Source organism: Paenibacillus sp. FSL H7-0918, assembly GCF_038007025.1.
Taxonomy (GTDB): domain Bacteria; phylum Bacillota; class Bacilli; order Paenibacillales; family Paenibacillaceae; genus Paenibacillus_AQ; species Paenibacillus_AQ odorifer.
In genome coordinates this window covers 1,097,236-1,113,363 of sequence record NZ_JBBOWJ010000001.1, presented here as the reverse complement: position 1 = coordinate 1,113,363, position 16,128 = coordinate 1,097,236, and the positions used below count along the sequence as shown (strand labels likewise).

Here is a 16,128-nt window from a genome sequence, read left to right as displayed (position 1 = left end):
GTTTATTTTTTCACTTCTGTAACACCAGTTACTTTTCCTTGATCGGATGAATTAAAGGTGGATTTATATTGATCGTTTGCGAAGTAGACATTGCCTTCAACGGTTGCGTTCACCAGGGTAAATCCATCCGCTTCTACGTATACATCTCCAATAAAAGTGCCGCCTTGGATGCGGGCGTTTTTACTCTTGATGGTCAATTTTGGAGCAGTCAGTTTAAAGGAGTTGGTGATGTTGTGATCCGCATCTTGTGTGTATAGAGCAATTTTTCTGGCGGGTTCCTCTTTATTCATGAATTCTCCATCCACCACGAGATCTTCGGTGAAGGTTAAGTCTTTAAGTGTAGCAGCAATCCAGGTTCCTTCTGGACTGATGGCGCGTTTGAAGGCTTCTTCATTATCTACTACGGAAGCTGAGGTTACAGCATCTGTGGTGTTATTTTGATTATTAGCCGTGCCTGTATTATTAGTGGTTCCCGCATTATTCGTGTTCTCAGGAGTGCTTGTTGCAGTAGCATTATTGGCATTGTTTGTTGCATTTCCACATCCGACCATTAACACAAAAGCAAATACCGCAGCAACACTTGCTATCTTTCTCATCTGTATAACCTCCCTAAGTAATTGTACTGATATCCTTCGAGCTTACTATAGAGTGATTAGTTAGTAATTTACCAATCAATCTACAAATGGTAATATAGGCCTGGACATCTCTGGCGTATAGTATGACCTGAAAAATGTGATTTATCCGATGAATTCACGAGCAATATGGATTACAATAAGTACAGGCAGTAGAAAAGGAGCATTATCCATGGCCAAACAGAAATATTATGTAGTCTGGGAAGGTAAACAACCGGGAGTCTATAGCACTTGGGCAGAATGCCAGGCACAGACAGATCATTATACCGGTGCAAAATATAAATCCTATGAATCTAAAGCAGCAGCTGATGCGGCATATAAAGCGGGCTGGAAGGGGAATTGGGGAACAGGGGCAGCTGGAGCAGCAAAGTCTAAGGGGACTAGTTCTTTTAAACGCAGTGCTACAGTAGAGACCTCTGAGGAGATTGATTACAACAGTATTTCAGTAGATGTGGGGACTCGTGGTAATCCGGGGCCTGTTGAATATAAGGGTGTAGATACACAAACGGGAGATATCATTTTCTCCTGTGGTCCGATCAAAAAGGGCACTAATAATTTAGGCGAATTTTTAGCGATTGTTCATGCCTTGGCGTTGTTAAAGAAAGAGGGAAGCGATAAAACGGTCTACAGTGATTCAGTAAATGCAATGAAGTGGGTGAAGCAGAAGAAGGTGGCAACAACCTTGCCGCGCGATTCTTCAACAGAGGAAATTTGGGTGCTTATTGATCGGGCAGAGCGTTGGTTGCAAACCAATACATATGACAATAAGGTGCTCAAGTGGCAGACCAAAGAGTGGGGCGAGATCAAAGCGGATTATGGTCGGAAATAAAAAAGCTATATCGCTATGGTTTCGGTTAAAGGAGGAGTTTGGGGATGTTTGGCAACGATTGGGATGAGGTATTGCAGGATGAAATGCAAAAGCCCTATTTTCTAAAATTAATGGACGCACTAACACAAGAATATAAGGAACATACCGTTTATCCGCCAAAAGAATTATTGTTCACAGCATTGAAATTAACGCCTTATAAGGAGACCCATGTAGTTATTTTAGGTCAAGATCCTTATCATGGTCCCGGACAAGCGCACGGACTAAGCTTCTCTGTCAATCTGGGGGTACGTATCCCTCCGTCACTGCGCAATATTTATGCAGAGCTGAAGGAGGACGTCGGTGTGCCTGTTCCGAACCACGGCTCTTTGCTGCACTTAGCAGAGCAGGGAGTGTTGTTGCTGAACACCGTGCTGACGGTACGTGAAGGTGAGGCTGGTTCGCATAAAGGTCTGGGCTGGGAGACATTCACAGACACTATTATGCAAAAGCTAAATGAAAGATCTACGCCTATGGTGTTTATATTATGGGGAAGTCATGCGCAGAAAAAAGGCGCCTTCATCGATCAAAGCCGGCATAAGGTGCTGCAATCGCCTCATCCAAGCCCACTTTCATCGCATCGTGGATTTTTTGGCAGTCGTCCGTTCTCAAAGGCCAACCAATTTTTAGAGTCGCAGGGGTTGGCAGGAATAGATTGGTTCATTCCGGACTTATAATTTATGGAGTGATGCGAAGGGGAGGTAGCTATGAAGCATTGGGTAGGTAAACCCGTTATAATGTACTGCGGGGAGAAACCTTATACCATTATGAAGGGAATCCTCCGCAAATGGGACCTTTCCGCATCGGTGGCGGTGATTGGCCATCAGGAAATTGCTGTGCCGTTTCGGGATATTGTTGTTATTAAGGCTCTGGCTCCAAAAGAAAGAGCGCTGCCTCCAGTTCTCCATTCCGTAGGTTATGTGATGAGGGATCGGCAGCAATTTGACAATGCAGTGTATTTTAAATCGGCGGTTAGCGTCTGGAAAGAAGATCAGCTTATTGCCTTTAATACGATTATTACCTCACATACGAAAGGTTCAGTTACTCTTCAGAACGGCCAAAACCTGATGAAGGGCAATCACATCTTTGTAGTTCGTTCTTTACGAGGATGATTTCAGGCACCTGTAAAGAATAAAAAAGGGTACGACTCCGAGTGATTGGAGACGTACCCTTTTTTATTTTATAGATAAGCTCCGCCCGTTCACGAAGTAGATTACAACCGTTATAGCTCCTCTTTTTTGATAGGCTCAGTTTCATCTATCCGGTCTGCAATAATAATCTCATACACGCGCAGGAAAACAATTTTTATAATCATATAAACAGGGAGCGCAATAAGAACTCCGATAATACCGTAGAAGTCTCCACCTATAAGGACAAGGATGACCGTAGTCAGTGGATGAACATCCAATGATTTTCCGTAAATAATCGGTGAGAGTACATTATCCTGGATCTGCTGGGCAATGAAGATTACAACCAGGGACCATATGGCCATCGTCGGTGATTCAATGAAACCCACTATAATTACCGGAATCGCTGCTAAGAATGATCCCACATATGGAATGAAGTTAAGGGGCACTGAAATTACGGCGAGCAACAGGGAGTAAGGCAGTCCGATGATAAGGAACCCTATATATAACATAATACCGAGTACGACATTTAGCACCACGCGTGTGACGATGAAGCTGCTTAAGGCGCTGTCGATATCTCCAAACATCTCTTGCCCTTCCTTACGATATTTTCTCGGAATTAAGCCTTGAAGCTTAGGCGATAGCTTATAGTCATCTTTTAGCATGTAGTACAGAATGATGGGCAAAGTTGCGATTAACACTACAATGCTGGAAACAACGCCAATCAAATTGGACATGGAATTGGTAACCCAGGTAATAGTATCGCTAAGAAATTCTGATAAACGGGCTGCGACGTCGGAATCCCCTTTGAAAAAACGCGAAAGTGTCGGATTCTCCCTCAATGCATTGAACTGATCCTGCAAACCTTGCACGAGGTAAGGAGTGTTATCAATAAAGTTCTGAATTTGTTCTTGAAGTGTCGGCCAGACTAGAATCCAGAAGAGAACGAACAAGCCGGCAATCAGAAAATAAATGAGCAGGATGGAGAACGCCCGGTTTAATTTTCTTTTCTCAAGGATTCTTACTAACGGACGCAGCAGGTAGTACATGAACCCTGATAACATCATGGGAACAAGTAATAATTTGAAAATGGCACCCAGTGGGGCGAAGAGAAACATTACTTTGGAGCCTAAGTACAAAATCAGTAAAAAGGCGATAATAGCAAGGCTTGTCCGAAAATACTTCTGTTGTGGCAATAAAAACATCCCCCAAAATTCAAATTTATGTCTATGTAGTTTAATAACCCTAATTTACAAGTATTGATTCAAAAGCGGGCAATTCCTTTTAGGTAGTTCTTGGCATACCCATATAGAGGTTCTAGTTACAAAGGTTACGCCAAGTAAAAAGTTCGCAATTTAACAAGGGGGTATAACTATTTCTCTGCTTTTTCACAGATTATCTTGACTTTCGTCTATGAGATTTTCTAGTGGATAAAGTGAAGATTTCAGGAACTACATCTTCGCCTCCGGTTTCTTTGGTAACTTGTCTTGCTTTAACAAGAGATAAAAAGGAAAAAATCTCACCTAAGGCTACAAGTCCAGCTGCGATGATCTCATAATCCTCAGCGCTAAGTTCTGCGGATTCCACTGGATTATTGTTATTGGTGGTCCCATTCTTATTAGCATTGCTGTTGCCTTTATTTCTCCCGCTGTTTCTTCCATTGGCCATTTCTGATCACCCGCTTTTCCCGGTATGTATTATTAATATGTTATAAATGCCGCATATGAGATAGGCAATTCGGATGTAATTTTGCACTGTCTCTTTTTAGCACTTTACACAGGATGAAAACGCTGTTAAAATCATAAACGAGCACAAACGATCAATAACGGTCATATATAATCGATTAACGGTCAATAAAATTCATAGATGAGCGCAAGGAATTGCATAGGTCGCGCTGTCACATAAAGGAGCGAGCCACGATGATGTTTGAGGAAGAGAGAAAACAAAAAATCGTGCTTTTTGTGGAAAAGAACTCCAGAGCTTCTGTACAGGAGCTAAGTCAGGAAATGGGCGTATCTGAGTCTACTGTGCGCCGTGATCTGAAGGAGCTGGAAGAAGCCAAGCTATTAAAGCGTACTCATGGCGGAGCGGTTTCCCTGCAGAGCGTCAATTTTGAAGCGGCTTATCCTGATAAGGAAGACCATTTATTGGATGAGAAGCAACGGATTGCCCGTAAGGCCGTGGAGATGATTCAGGAGGGGGACGCAATACTGCTTGATGCAGGAACAACAACACTGCAGATTGCCAGAGAGCTGAAGAACTTTTCGAATATCAAAGTCATTACGAACTCGATTATGGCGCTGAATGAGCTGCGGGATTGCCGCAATATCGAAGTCTCAATTACAGGCGGTATGCTTCGCCCGGATACGATGGCTTTTGTTGGACCGATGACAGAACGTTCATTAGATATGGTGAGAGTAGATAAAACTTTTCTTGCCACTAATGGACTGGATTTGCGGGAAGGCATCACAACTCCGAACATGTTAGAGGCAGCTACAAAACGCAAAATGATCGCAGTCGCCAAGCAAGTTATTCTACTGGCAGATCACAGTAAGCTGGGGCAGATATCCTTTAGCAAGGTTGCAGATGTGACGGAAATGGATCATTGCATTATAGATTCAGGAGCGTCTGACAAATTCATCCGTGAGATCACGCAATTGGGTGTGGATTTCACGCTGGTATAAATTTTATATAGGATAAGCAATTATGAATTACCGTGTGATCGTTTGGAGAAATTACAGATGCCGTACTTGTGATCGGTAATCTATGGCTTAGAAAACCAACATAATTGAGGGATAATCATGATCTATACTGTAACGCTTAATCCTTCCATTGATTATATCGTGGAAGTGGAAGATTTGAGACTGGGTGACTTGAACCGGATGAAACGTGATTTGAAGCTTCCGGGAGGGAAGGGAATTAACGTATCCCGAGTGCTTAATCAGCTTGGGGTTCAGAATAAGGCTATGGGATTCCTTGGAGGCTTCACCGGCCGATATATTGAGGATTGGTTACACGAAGAGTCAATTTCAAGCGATTTCGTGTTTGTTTCTGATGATACGCGGATTAATATCAAGCTCAAGCATGGAGAGGAAACGGAGATTAACGGTGTTGGACCCGTCATTCATGATCCTGAAGCCGACGCACTATTGCAAAAGCTGGCTGCTCTGAACGCGGAGGATGTAGTGATTTTGTCGGGAAGCGTTCCCCCATCACTGGGTGCAGATTTCTATGACAAGCTTATAGCTGTGTGCAAACAGAGTGGAGCGGAATTCGTCATTGACACTACTGGTGCTGCACTTCAAAAAGCACTGGCGTATCAGCCATTGCTGGTTAAACCGAACCATCATGAGCTCGCAGAGCTGTTCGGCGTAACCATAGATACGAGGGAAGAGATTATTACTTATGGACGCAAGCTGCTGGATGCAGGAGCGAAAAATGTACTGGTTTCCATGGCGGGTGAAGGGGCTTTGTTCATTACGGAGCAAGGGGTATACCACGCCAACGCACCATCAGGTAAAGTGAAAAATTCTGTAGGTGCAGGAGATTCCATGATCGCTGGTTTTGTAGGGACACTGTCTTTGACAGGAGACTTGTTGGAGGCGTTCCGTGCAGGCGTTGCCTCGGGCAGTGCAACCGCATTCTCTGATGACTTAGCGGACAGAGAATTCATTGAACAGCTGAGACCGCTGATCCAAATCTCAGAAGTGTAAGCCGACAGCATTCAAAGTACTTAAGGGAGTTGAGCATGATGAGAATAACGGATTTAATGATAAAAGAAACGATGATCATGGATCTAAAAGCTACAACTAAGGAAGCTGCAATTGATGAATTGATTGCGAGTCTTGCTGCAAGTGGCCGAATTAATGATCCGATCCTTTTTAAAGAGATGATTCTGAAGCGCGAAGAGCAGTCCAGCACTGGGATTGGCGGCGGCATTGCAATGCCGCACGCTAAGACTAAAGCGGTAAATGAAGCGACGGTTGTATTTGCTAAGAGCGCAAAGGGAGTGGAGTTTGAATCCCTTGATGATGAGCCAGCACGTATCTTCTTTATGATTGCCGCTCCAGAAGGAGCAGGCAATATGCATCTTCGTACACTGGCCTCATTGTCCAGACTACTGATCGATAGCGAGTTCATTGAACAGCTTATGAATACTCAGACTCCTGACGAGGTATCAGCTTTGTTTGATGCCAAGCAGGCGGAAGGTGAAGCTAAGGAGAAAGAGAACGAAGCTGCTGAAACTGCCGCGAAGTCAGAGCCTGAACGTATAATCGTGGGCAACCCGGATTCCCAAGCTTTTGTCGTAGCTGTAACTGCTTGTCCTACAGGCATTGCACACACTTTTATGGCTGAAGATGCCCTTAAGAAAAAAGCTCTGGAAATGGGAGTTAATATCCGTGTAGAGACGAATGGTTCAGAAGGGGCCAAAAACGTACTTACCCCTGATGAGATTCGGCGTGCAAGCGGTGTAATTGTTGCAGCTGATAAAAAGGTGGAAATGGCCCGTTTTGACGGTAAACCTGTACTGCAAAGACCTGTAAGTGATGGCATCCGTAAGTCGGAAGAGCTTATTCGTAAAGCTATGAATGGGGAAGCGCCGATTTATCACAATGAAGGTCGCGGTGGCAATGACGAAGGGTCTAAAGAGAAATCTGGCAGTATCGGCAGTAAAATATATAAGGACTTAATGAATGGGATCTCCCACATGCTCCCGTTTGTAGTCGGTGGCGGTATTCTGCTAGCAATCTCCTTCCTGATTGAACAAGTAGGTGGAGCAGATCATCCGCTGTTCCAGTTACTGCGGACAATTGGTGGTGGAGATGGTGCCTTCCATTTCCTAATTCCAGTCCTTGCTGGATTTATAGCGCTTAGCATTGGTGATCGTCCGGCTCTGATGCCAGGTATGGTTGGGGGTTACATGGCCTTGAATTCCAACGCTGGGTTCCTCGGCGGGCTGGCTGCTGGTTTCTTGGCGGGGTATGTAATTATCGGATTACGTAAAGTATTTGCAGGACTGCCTAAAACACTTGACGGACTGAAGCCGATCCTGTTATATCCGGTATTCGGGCTTCTAATTACCGGTGGATTGATGTATTACCTGTTCGATCCGGTCTTTAGCTGGATCAATGTAGGACTGATTGATTGGCTTAATGATCTTGGAACTGTTAATGCTGTTATTCTGGGTCTGGTTCTCGGTGGCATGATGGCCATAGATATGGGTGGACCTTTCAATAAAGCTGCTTATACTTTTGCCATCGGTGTATTCACTACCAGTGGCAATACCAACGGCTTCATGATGGCTGCTGTAATGGCGGGGGGGATGGTGCCTCCACTTGCAATAGCACTGGCTTCTACTTTCTTTAAGAATAAATTCACGGAAGAAGAACGTAAATCAGGCTTAACGAACTATGTGCTGGGCTTGTCGTTCATTACGGAAGGGGCCATTCCATTCGCCGCAGCCGATCCGCTTCGTGTCCTAACCTCTTGTATTCTTGGTTCGGCCGTTGCTGGAGGTCTTACACAGCTTTGGAATATCAACGTGCCGGCTCCGCATGGCGGGATCTTTGTAGCTGCCCTTTCAAGCCACGCGCTGTTGTTCCTCTTAGCTGTTCTGATCGGTTCGGTCATCTCCGGATTGATGCTCGGATTATGGAAGAAACCGCTTGAAGCAAAGTAACTTTATAAATAAATTGAACTGCTGGGTGCCAGAATTTTCATTCTGGCACCCAGCAGTTTTTGCATGGACATTAATCACCCACCTCCTCGCCCATAGGTAGATTTATCTCCATAAATGAGGTTTAATTTTATATAATTGAAAATATATATAATCAGAAGGAAAAGGAGCGAGCGAGATGATATTACATAAGGGGGAAGTCTTGTTCCGCCAAGGAGACAGCTGTGATTTTTTATTTAAGGTAAAAAGCGGGCTGTTCAAGGTCACAAGACTTCATGAGAATGGGAACATGGTGTTATTCAACATCCTGTATCCCGGTGAGATGGTTCCCCATCATTCACTCATTTCGCCAAAGGAGGCGCATGGAACGGCAGTTGCGATGATGAAGAGCGAGGTGGAGGCAGTTCCATCAGCAGAATGGTATCAACAACTGCGGGATGATTCTGGTCAAGCGATGGAAATTGCCAGACTGCTTCAGGAGAAGGTACGGTTTATGCAGACACGGCTGGATCATCTTACTGTAGGTACACCTGCAGAACGTATGGAATTGCTAACCCGCTGGTTTAATGACTACTCTCATGGCGCAGCGCTAACAGAGTTATTGACCCAGGAAGAAATAGGACAATTGATCGGTGTAAGACGTGAAACAATCAACCGTTTGCTGCGGAGTACAGAGTGATTCCTGCTTTTTTCTGGCAAACTGTTTAGAGTAGGGTGGCTCCGTGGTATAATGTAAACAGAACTTATCAAATTAGAGAAAGGATCAGGATACCATGTGTCCCCGAAGGACGATTCCCCAAAGGACGATTTGGAAACGTTATGATCTGTCTTATACTTAGCTTCCCTGTAGAAGGTGCGTAAACCGTTGTTACTTGACGAACCGCCTCTGCGAGGGGAAGGAGTATATATATGCGAAGGAGCAATACCTCCGGTTTTACCCGTCGTAGAGGTTGGTGGGACGTCTAGCCGCCATATACGATAAGGGGAGACCTGTATGAGGAACCACAATTACGGAGTGAATGTACTGCTCCGATTGACAGTCATTTTGTTTGGAACATTTTTGCTTGCATTTACTTATTATCACATCAATTTTCAGAATCATTTGTCAGAGGGCGGATTCGTAGGATTATCGCTGCTTGGCAAATACGTATTAGGAATTTCACCTTCGATTTCAACTCTGCTTCTAGACGTTCCAGTACTCTTGATAGCATGGATGTTCAAAGGGAAAGCGTTCGTGTGCAACACTTTTGTTTCTGTAGGAGCTTTTACAATCTTCTATGGTCTCATGGAACGTTATTCCGGTTTGGTCATCAACTTGCAGGACAATTTGGCATTAGCAGCTCTTTTGTCCGGCGTACTGACAGGTTTAGGAGCGGGAATTATCCTGCGGAGTGGCGGGGCTAGCGGTGGAGACGATATTTTGTCGCTGCTGGTTAGTGAATGGAAGGGAATCAAAGTAGGTACGGTATTCATCATGATGGATGTAATCGTTCTGGCACTATCACTCTTTTATATGCCTGTTAAAGAAACGATGTATACAGTGATGGCAGTAGTCGTAGCCGGCTATGTGATCACCTTTACAACCTCTTTAGGCAAACCAAAGCTAGTGAAGGCGCCAAAGATTCAATCTACACTACGTAAACCGCATGATGGTACGGTAATGTGAAAAAGGCTGGTATAAACAGCTTATTCGGGGATATACTACATTTAAGGTCAGCCAGAGTTTCTGGTTGACTTTTTTTTGCTGGATATGACGTAATTTAATAGGTGCAGTCCTTAGGAGCGTTGCTCGGACGTTTCGCTCATAACAAAAGGTGACGTACAGTGAAAATCCTGTACGCCACCTTTTAGTTAACTTAAGACTCACTAGTGCTCGTCTTTGAATCGTGTAGAAACATTTGCGGCCAGCTTGTCCTTTTATTTAGCCCACGGCATTCGTGATTGCTTCGCATTCGTCCGAGCAATGACCACTGTGCTGTGTTTCACAGTCCTCACAGCAAATATGCTGAAGATGACAAGCATCGTTAGCACAATTGATAAATTGGTCAGCTGGCTGACCGCAGTGATGGCAACGTCCGACAACGATATCCTCGTCGGTATGATTAATCTGTACGGAAATCCGCTCATCGAAGACATAACATTTTCCATCAAACAGTTGGCCCTGTACCTCAGGGTCTTTACCGTAAGTCACAATGCCGCCATCCAGCTGGTACACCTGTCCAAAACCTTCCTTCATCATAAACCCGCTTAATTTCTCGCAGCGGATCCCGCCTGTACAGTAGGTCAGGATTGGTTTATCCTTAAGGTCGCTCATATTCTCGCGAATCCAGTCCGGGAATTCTTTGAAGCTGTCTACTTCGGGGCGGATGGAGCCGCGGAAATGACCAAGATCGAATTCGTAACCGGTACGACCATCCAGAATCACCACATCGTCGCGCTGCATCATTTCATAGAAATCTTTAGGCGCCAGATGCTTTCCGGTAATCACGTTAGGGTCCAGTTCATCCTCGACCCGGAACGTCACGAGTTCTTTTTTATAACGAACGAAGATCTTTTTGAAGGCATGACCCTCAGCCTCATCGATCTTGAAGACGATATCGCTAAACAGAGGGTTTGCGCGCAAATCCTTCATATATTGCTCGGTTTGGGCAACCGTACCTGATAGTGTTCCGTTAATGCCTTCATCTGAGATGAGAATTCGTCCCTTTACATCAAGCTCTTTGCAGTAAGCCAAATGCTCCTGGGCGAATTGTTCTGCATCCGGCACTTTTACAAATTTATAGTATAGCAGAATTGCATATTCCGATTGTGGATTCATTCATTTCACCTTTATCATTAGAATTAGACTACTAAATAAACATTTAAGTATAAAAAGTATTGTAACATATTATCAAGTATTGACAAGAGATGTGGTACAGTAACCTGAAGAAAGCTGGAATAAATAACATTTTTCAGGGATACCGGATTAAGGTCAGCCAGAACCTCTGGTTGATTTTTTTGCTGAATATATGCGGTTTTCATGGATAGTTAGGATTTGCGAAACCGTGAATCGCAACGCACGTATATATTTTCATTCATAAGTCACATGTTGACTTTAATTATAAGGAGGAACTGCGGGATGAGTGCTCATGAGATTGATTATGCCATTATGGGTGAGGAAATACAGTGTGTAGAGGTGCAGCTTGACCCAGGAGAGAGTGTAATTGCCGAAGCCGGGAGCTTCATGATGATGGATCAGGAAATAACAATGGAGACGATATTTGGCGACGGCAGCGGAGGCTCGCGAGGAAGTGGCTTGATGGGGAAGCTGATGGGCGCGGGCAAACGTCTGTTGACAGGTGAAAGCTTGTTTATGACTGTCTTTACACACAGTGGTTCTTATGGACGTAAAAGTGTCACCTTTGCTGCTCCGTACCCAGGCAAAATCATCCCGCTCGACCTGCAGCAATACGGTGGAAAAATCATCTGTCAAAAGGATTCATTCCTTTGCGCGGCAAAGGGCGTTTCAATCGGTATTGAATTTCAGCGTAAGCTGGGTACCGGCTTTTTTGGTGGTGAAGGTTTTATTATGCAAAAGCTGGAGGGTGACGGACTTTCATTTGTACACTCTGGCGGTTATGTTATGGAACGCACACTTCAACCGGGAGAGACGCTTAAGCTGGACACTGGCTGTTTAGTCGCTATGACGTCTTCGGTGGATTATAATATTGAGTTTGTAAAAGGGGTCAAAACCGCGCTGTTCGGCGGCGAAGGCCTGTTCTTCGCAACGTTGCGCGGACCCGGCAAGGTGTGGGTACAGTCGCTGCCATTCAGCCGAATGGCCGATCGCATCCTGTCCGCTGCTGGCAACAGCGGTCGGAAAGAAGAAGGAAGCGTACTTGGCGGACTCGGCAATTTGCTGGATGGTAGATAAGTCTGCGTGAGCGCATTGCACAGCGTGGAAGTAGAGGATATATAGAATGTGGAGTGAGCGTGTGAAGTGCTGAGTAGATGAGGCAGAGAGCGTGCGTAATGTGGAGTGAGCGTGGAATTGCTGAGCATATGAGGCGATGAGCGTGCGAGATGTGGAGTGAGCGTGGAAATGCTGAGCATATGAAGCAAAGAGCATGCGAAATGTGGAGTGAGCGTGGAAATGCTGAGCATATGAAGCAAAGAGCGTGCGAAATATGGAGTGAGCGTGGCATTGCTGAGCATATGAGGCAAAGAGCGTGCGAGATGTGGAGTGAGCGTGGCATTGCTGAGCATATGAGGCAAAGAGCGTGCGAGATGTGGAGTGAGCATGGAAATGCTTAGTATATGAAGCAGAGAGCGTGCGAAATGTGGAACATACGAGGTATACAACATTACAAGAGGACGCGTCGTTTCAGCGGTGGCGCTATAGGGTGTGGTGAAACAAGGGCAGAAATGCCCTTGTTTTGCTGTAAAGGTTTAGTATCGCGTGAGACAAGGGCAAAAGTGCCCTTGATTTGCTCGAATGAGCTAGTATCGCGCGAAAGAAGGGCAATAATGCCTTTGATTTGCTCGAATGAGCTAGTGTGGCGCGAAAGAAGGGCAAAAGTGCCTTTGATTTACTCGACACTGTCAAATGTACGGTATAAATCCCGCAGATAGAGCCGATGGAGCACATATAGCCAAATGTACGGTATAAATCCCTTAGAATAGAGCCGATGGAGCACATATAGCCAAATGTACGGTATAAATCCCTTAGAATAGAGCCGATGGAGCACATATAGCCAAATGTACGGTATAAATCCCGCAGATAGAGCCGATGGAGCACATATAGCCAAATGTACGGTATAAATCCCGTAGAATAGAGCCGATGGAGCACATATAGCCAAATGTACGGTATAAATCCCGTAGAATGGAGCCGATCGAGCGTATACGGTCAGATGTACGGTATAAATCCCGTAGAATGGAGCCGATCGAGCGTATACGGTCAGATGTACGGTATAAATCCCGTAGAATGGAGCCGATGGAGCATATATAGCCAAATGTACGGTATAAATCCCGTAGAATAGAGCCGATGGAGTACCTACAGTCAAATGAGCGGTATAAATCCCGTAGAATAGAGCCGATCGAGCGTATACGGTCAGATGTACGGTATAAATCCCGTAGAATGAAGCAGTGGGAGCAGTTGCGGTCAGATGTACGGTATAAATCCCGCAGATGAGCTACTCCAACAAGTAATAAGTTGCTTATGTTCGATAGGATATCACCGTTCGGTGTCTGCAATATCAACTTTAAATTGTCCTCCACTACCGCTATCGCTACCACCACCACTCCTGTATCTTTAAACCAATTTATAGTTTGTTAGAGCCGTAATGAGCTATGCTCATTTACGGTTTTTTATGTTTTTTAAGTAATGGTTGGCCGAAGTAGATGACCACTCAGGTACAATTGGGATAGTTTAATTGATAACTATATAATACCAGCTCATGAGTAGCTGGTTCAGGTATGATGTGTTCAACACTATTTCGTACTTTGGAGGAATGTATATTGGTAATGGACGTGGAATTTGGCAAGGAAATTGAGAGTGCTATTTGTTGGGCTAAGGAGCGGCTGGGGTCGCAGGAGTATCCGCTGCGTTGTCTTGCTTTTGTTGAAGATGCATATGAAAGAAGCAATGGAATCGAAATGTGGGGAGGCAGCGATGCACGCGAATCCGCAGGGCTGTACGATGCGCACAAGAATACCGGGGCTCCGCCAGCTGGCGCGTTTGTTTTTTATGCTTGCTCAGGGTTGGTGGACGGTGAGTTTAAGGATTGGGGGCATGTAGCTTTGGCCCTTGGGAATGGCGAGGCCATTCATGCCTGGGATAAAGTTAGGATAGATCACTACATGGAAATTTGCCATCTGCAAGCTGCTCCGGGCTGGAGCCAACCAGAACTTATCGGCTGGGCACCTGTAGAGAGAGTTCTTGCCGGGATTCAGAAGAAACAATGGGACTAGTTGATATCCTTAAACCTAACTTATCCAAGAACCTAGAAGGTGCCGTAAACAGGTGCTTCATGGGTTCTTTTTTCTTCCTTCCGATTTGACTAACCCTATGCACGGTGTATATATTATTTGGCAGACCCCCTTATATTGTTAAGGCTGGACCGGAGGCATGATATGTTCAAAATATTTATTATAGAAGATGACCGTGGACTTGTGGCTTTGCTACAGGATTATTTACATAAGTTTGGATATGAAACGCAGGCGGTGAGTGATTTTGAGCGGGTCCGCACTCAGTTTGAGGCGTTCACGCCACATCTGGTACTCCTTGATGTTAATTTGCCAAAATACGATGGTTATTACTGGTGCCGCCAGATTCGCGGAATTTCAACCTGCCCTATTCTTTTTATATCTGCCCGCGATGGCAAAATGGACCAAGTAATGGCGCTGGAAAATGGAGCCGACGATTATATCACTAAGCCTTTTGATTACGAAATCGCGATGGCCAAAATCAAAAGTCAGCTGCGGCGCGCCTACGGCACCTATGCCGGTGGGAATAATGAACGCACACTAAACGTTGCCGGAATGACGCTGGATGTAGAGCGGCTAATCCTTACCCGAGGCGAAGCTAAAGTGGACTTAAGCCACACGGAAGCCAAGATACTAGATGAGCTAATGCAAAAATCAGGTGCCATCGTTACCCGGGACAGGCTGCTCGAAAAAATCTGGGATGATCAAGCCTTCGTGGATGAAAATACCTTAAATGTATATGTTACACGTGTACGCAAAAAACTTGCCGCTCTCGCTATCACAGATGGACTACAAACCGTGCGCGGTCAAGGCTATCGTTTGATTCCGAATTGGGGGGATGAGGAATGAAGTTGTTATTACGGGAACAGTTCCCCCTGATCGTGGTCTATCTAGCCCAGCTAGTCCTGATCACATTAGTGTACCGGCTGGATGGAGGCAGCGGTCTGAATGTAAGTTTATATGCCGCGCTGCTCAGCACTTGTCTACTGATTGGCTACCTCGCTTACCGTTACGTCACCAATCGCACGTTTTATGAACGTTTGGAGACTACGCCCTCCTCTCTCGATGAGGCAGGTGGCCCTACACAGGATTCTCCGCTAGCCGTAAGCTTGCGAGGTTTACTGGGGTCGCAATTCCGCCTCTACAAAAATGATTTGCACAGCTACCGCCACAAATTAGAAGAACATATTCACTTTATTAATCAATGGGTACATGGCATGAAGACGCCGTTGTCTGTCATTCATCTGATCATTCAGGATAAGGATGGCCCTCCTTTTACGGCAATTGGTGATGAACTGGATCGTCTGAAAAAAGGACTGGATACCGTGCTTTATACGGCCCGTCTGGATACTTTCGAGCACGATTTTTATGTGGAACGGCTGAATTTGGAGACCATCGTACGTGGTGTGACCTCTGAGCAGAAGCGTCTTTTTATTCGAAAAAGAGTATTTCCAGCTATACAAATAGATGAGCAGATTACCGTAACCACGGATGAAAAATGGCTCACTTTTGTCCTTACGCAGCTGATTACGAACGCTGTACGTTATACGACAGAAGAGGGCAAACATGTTTATTTCCAAGGGATGGTCACGGAAGATAAGCAGACTGTGCTTGAGATCCGGGATGAAGGAGTAGGCATACCAGCAGGAGATCTGCCGCGCGTGTTCGATGCTTATTTTACCGGGGTGAATGGACGAACCTTCCAGGAATCTACGGGGATGGGTTTATATCTCGTGAAGCAGATCTGCGGCAAGCTTGGACATGAGGTGAGTATCCGTTCCGAAGAAGGAAGCGGGACCACCGTGCGGATTGTATTTAGGGAGCAGCATATAACAAACCTTACAAATGTGTAAGGGCATTGTA

17 protein-coding genes are annotated in these 16,128 nt (G+C 45.2%); 12 read left to right on the top strand and 5 right to left on the bottom strand.

Annotated elements, in window-relative coordinates; all coding sequences use genetic code 11:
• Positions 1-2 precede the first annotated feature (2 nt).
• On the bottom strand, positions 3-596 hold the full coding sequence (locus MHI15_RS05210; protein WP_076130242.1) for a hypothetical protein: 594 nt from the start codon (positions 594-596) through the stop codon (positions 3-5).
• A gap of 208 nt (positions 597-804) precedes the next feature.
• On the opposite strand from MHI15_RS05210, the gene rnhA reads away from it, so the two are divergent.
• The 3 genes from rnhA to MHI15_RS05195 are packed head-to-tail and all read left to right on the top strand — an operon-like array spanning position 805 to position 2,609.
• Complete coding sequence (gene rnhA / locus MHI15_RS05205; RefSeq protein ID WP_076184205.1) at positions 805-1,461, top strand: ribonuclease H; 657 nt, start codon at positions 805-807, stop codon at positions 1,459-1,461.
• A 44-nt stretch (positions 1,462-1,505) separates the two neighbouring features.
• The gene (ung, locus tag MHI15_RS05200; RefSeq protein WP_340010869.1) at positions 1,506-2,174 is read left to right on the top strand and encodes a uracil-DNA glycosylase; all 669 of its coding nucleotides are present in this window, start codon (positions 1,506-1,508) and stop codon (positions 2,172-2,174) included.
• 30 nt (positions 2,175-2,204) lie between these two features.
• The gene (locus MHI15_RS05195; protein WP_036683006.1) at positions 2,205-2,609 is read left to right on the top strand and encodes a hypothetical protein; all 405 of its coding nucleotides are present in this window, start codon (positions 2,205-2,207) and stop codon (positions 2,607-2,609) included.
• Positions 2,610-2,719: 110 nt separating this feature from the next.
• Here the strand turns inward: MHI15_RS05195 and MHI15_RS05190 are convergent, their stop codons facing one another.
• Together MHI15_RS05190 and MHI15_RS05185 are read right to left on the bottom strand one after the other, a co-directional pair.
• On the bottom strand, positions 2,720-3,829 hold the full coding sequence (locus MHI15_RS05190; RefSeq protein WP_076130245.1) for an AI-2E family transporter: 1,110 nt from the start codon (positions 3,827-3,829) through the stop codon (positions 2,720-2,722).
• 190 nt (positions 3,830-4,019) lie between these two features.
• Entirely contained in the window at positions 4,020-4,292 is a 273-nt protein-coding gene (locus tag MHI15_RS05185; RefSeq protein WP_076130246.1) for a hypothetical protein, read from the bottom strand.
• 251 nt (positions 4,293-4,543) lie between these two features.
• Between MHI15_RS05185 and MHI15_RS05180 the strand changes: the two genes are divergently transcribed.
• The 5 genes from MHI15_RS05180 to MHI15_RS05160 all read left to right on the top strand — a co-directional run bounded on the left by MHI15_RS05180 (position 4,544) and on the right by MHI15_RS05160 (position 9,967).
• A complete protein-coding gene (locus tag MHI15_RS05180; protein ID WP_339244350.1) occupies positions 4,544-5,308 on the top strand; it encodes a DeoR/GlpR family DNA-binding transcription regulator in 765 nt (254 codons plus the stop codon).
• Positions 5,309-5,425: 117 nt separating this feature from the next.
• Positions 5,426-6,337 carry a 1-phosphofructokinase gene (pfkB, locus tag MHI15_RS05175; protein WP_076279191.1) on the top strand — a complete coding sequence of 304 codons (912 nt, stop codon included), beginning with the start codon at positions 5,426-5,428 and terminating at the stop codon, positions 6,335-6,337.
• A gap of 38 nt (positions 6,338-6,375) precedes the next feature.
• Complete coding sequence (locus MHI15_RS05170; protein WP_341164511.1) at positions 6,376-8,304, top strand: PTS fructose transporter subunit IIABC; 1,929 nt, start codon at positions 6,376-6,378, stop codon at positions 8,302-8,304.
• 175 nt (positions 8,305-8,479) lie between these two features.
• The gene (locus tag MHI15_RS05165) at positions 8,480-8,980 is read left to right on the top strand and encodes a Crp/Fnr family transcriptional regulator (RefSeq protein WP_076134543.1); all 501 of its coding nucleotides are present in this window, start codon (positions 8,480-8,482) and stop codon (positions 8,978-8,980) included.
• Positions 8,981-9,295: 315 nt separating this feature from the next.
• The gene (locus tag MHI15_RS05160) at positions 9,296-9,967 is read left to right on the top strand and encodes a YitT family protein (protein ID WP_076130250.1); all 672 of its coding nucleotides are present in this window, start codon (positions 9,296-9,298) and stop codon (positions 9,965-9,967) included.
• 255 nt (positions 9,968-10,222) lie between these two features.
• On the opposite strand, the gene trhO is transcribed toward MHI15_RS05160, so the two are convergent.
• The gene (gene trhO, locus MHI15_RS05155; RefSeq protein ID WP_076302702.1) at positions 10,223-11,119 is read right to left on the bottom strand and encodes an oxygen-dependent tRNA uridine(34) hydroxylase TrhO; all 897 of its coding nucleotides are present in this window, start codon (positions 11,117-11,119) and stop codon (positions 10,223-10,225) included.
• A gap of 300 nt (positions 11,120-11,419) precedes the next feature.
• Between trhO and MHI15_RS05150 the strand changes: the two genes are divergently transcribed.
• The gene (locus tag MHI15_RS05150) at positions 11,420-12,214 is read left to right on the top strand and encodes a TIGR00266 family protein (protein ID WP_038572584.1); all 795 of its coding nucleotides are present in this window, start codon (positions 11,420-11,422) and stop codon (positions 12,212-12,214) included.
• Positions 12,215-13,005: 791 nt separating this feature from the next.
• Here MHI15_RS05150 and MHI15_RS05145 read toward each other — a convergent pair.
• Positions 13,006-13,575 (bottom strand): hypothetical protein, encoded by a 570-nt coding sequence (locus MHI15_RS05145; RefSeq protein ID WP_341164177.1) that lies wholly within the window; start codon positions 13,573-13,575, stop codon positions 13,006-13,008.
• 228 nt (positions 13,576-13,803) lie between these two features.
• On the opposite strand from MHI15_RS05145, the gene MHI15_RS05140 reads away from it, so the two are divergent.
• The 3 genes from MHI15_RS05140 to MHI15_RS05130 all read left to right on the top strand — a co-directional run bounded on the left by MHI15_RS05140 (position 13,804) and on the right by MHI15_RS05130 (position 16,118).
• On the top strand, positions 13,804-14,250 hold the full coding sequence (locus tag MHI15_RS05140; protein ID WP_341164510.1) for an NlpC/P60 family protein: 447 nt from the start codon (positions 13,804-13,806) through the stop codon (positions 14,248-14,250).
• Between the two features lie 162 nt (positions 14,251-14,412).
• Complete coding sequence (locus tag MHI15_RS05135; RefSeq protein ID WP_076280510.1) at positions 14,413-15,114, top strand: response regulator transcription factor; 702 nt, start codon at positions 14,413-14,415, stop codon at positions 15,112-15,114.
• A complete protein-coding gene (locus MHI15_RS05130) occupies positions 15,111-16,118 on the top strand; it encodes a sensor histidine kinase (RefSeq protein ID WP_076130702.1) in 1,008 nt (335 codons plus the stop codon). The genes MHI15_RS05135 and MHI15_RS05130 overlap by 4 nt, the downstream gene beginning before the upstream one ends.
• Positions 16,119-16,128 lie beyond the last annotated feature (10 nt).

Bases quoted from the DNA above. Each gene is read 5' to 3' on its own strand.
- MHI15_RS05190 (WP_076130245.1), bottom strand. From the start codon at position 3,829: ATGTTTTTATTGCCACAACAGAAGTATTTTCGGACAAGCCTTGCTATT.
- MHI15_RS05195 (WP_036683006.1), top strand. From the start codon at position 2,205: ATGAAGCATTGGGTAGGTAAACCCGTTATAATGTACTGCGGGGAGAAA.
- MHI15_RS05185 (WP_076130246.1), bottom strand. From the start codon at position 4,292: ATGGCCAATGGAAGAAACAGCGGGAGAAATAAAGGCAACAGCAATGCT.
- MHI15_RS05165 (WP_076134543.1), top strand. From the start codon at position 8,480: ATGATATTACATAAGGGGGAAGTCTTGTTCCGCCAAGGAGACAGCTGT.
- MHI15_RS05170 (WP_341164511.1), top strand. From the start codon at position 6,376: ATGAGAATAACGGATTTAATGATAAAAGAAACGATGATCATGGATCTA.
- MHI15_RS05140 (WP_341164510.1), top strand. From the start codon at position 13,804: ATGGACGTGGAATTTGGCAAGGAAATTGAGAGTGCTATTTGTTGGGCT.
- MHI15_RS05210 (WP_076130242.1), bottom strand. From the start codon at position 596: ATGAGAAAGATAGCAAGTGTTGCTGCGGTATTTGCTTTTGTGTTAATG.
- MHI15_RS05160 (WP_076130250.1), top strand. From the start codon at position 9,296: ATGAGGAACCACAATTACGGAGTGAATGTACTGCTCCGATTGACAGTC.
- MHI15_RS05135 (WP_076280510.1), top strand. From the start codon at position 14,413: ATGTTCAAAATATTTATTATAGAAGATGACCGTGGACTTGTGGCTTTG.
- ung (WP_340010869.1), top strand. From the start codon at position 1,506: ATGTTTGGCAACGATTGGGATGAGGTATTGCAGGATGAAATGCAAAAG.
- trhO (WP_076302702.1), bottom strand. From the start codon at position 11,119: ATGAATCCACAATCGGAATATGCAATTCTGCTATACTATAAATTTGTA.
- MHI15_RS05180 (WP_339244350.1), top strand. From the start codon at position 4,544: ATGATGTTTGAGGAAGAGAGAAAACAAAAAATCGTGCTTTTTGTGGAA.
- MHI15_RS05130 (WP_076130702.1), top strand. From the start codon at position 15,111: ATGAAGTTGTTATTACGGGAACAGTTCCCCCTGATCGTGGTCTATCTA.
- pfkB (WP_076279191.1), top strand. From the start codon at position 5,426: ATGATCTATACTGTAACGCTTAATCCTTCCATTGATTATATCGTGGAA.
- rnhA (WP_076184205.1), top strand. From the start codon at position 805: ATGGCCAAACAGAAATATTATGTAGTCTGGGAAGGTAAACAACCGGGA.
- MHI15_RS05150 (WP_038572584.1), top strand. From the start codon at position 11,420: ATGAGTGCTCATGAGATTGATTATGCCATTATGGGTGAGGAAATACAG.